Annotated in this window: 1 protein-coding gene; it reads right to left on the bottom strand. The window is 44.5% G+C overall.

Annotated elements, in window-relative coordinates; translation table 11 throughout:
* On the bottom strand, positions 1 to 527 hold a 527-nt coding region (locus tag AC1QQ2_RS14845; RefSeq protein ID WP_479713723.1), incomplete at its 3' end, for a PmbA/TldA family metallopeptidase.
* Between the last annotated feature and the right edge of the window lie 124 nt (positions 528 to 651).

Here is a 651-nt window from a genome sequence, read left to right on the forward strand (position 1 = left end):
GCTCTTCCGATCTGTGAGTTTGCATAAGCAAACATGCCTTCATAAGTAGAAACAGAAGCGCCTTCCGAGTTATTGATACGAATATCCACGACACGTGCAGAAGCTTCACATGTTTTCGCCAGATTAATCGCTTCATCAACTGACAAATCCCAAGGGTGATACAAATCCAGCTCTGGGATTTTCTTAGCCATTAACGCCGCATCCGCTAGACCACAAAACTCATCCTTTGCCGTATAACGGGCAATATTGCAGGCAGCGGCTACGGTATCTTGAAGCGCTTGTGCAGAAAGGTCTGAAGTGCTAGCGTGACCTTTTTGCTGACCGAAATATACCGTCACCGAAACGCCTTTATCTCGGTTGTATTCAATTGTTTCTGTCTCACCCATACGCACAGACACATTTTGACCAAAACCTAGACTAATCTCAGCCTCTGCACTGCTTGCCCCAGCATTTTTGGCGCGACGTAAAACATCCGCACTCATATCTTGTAACTGACTTAAGGAGTAACTAAATCGCGATTCGCTCATAGGTTAAGGCAGTTCTTGCTCAAAGGAAAATCAGAAAACTGCTATGATAACGCACTATGAGACCCAAACAGAAAAACGAAGAAGTCGATCTAATCGAGCCTATTAGCAAGACCAAACTTAAAGC

The sequence above is a fragment of the Aestuarium sp. genome, assembly GCF_023253315.1.
GTDB lineage: Bacteria > Pseudomonadota > Alphaproteobacteria > Rhodobacterales > Rhodobacteraceae > Marivivens > Marivivens donghaensis.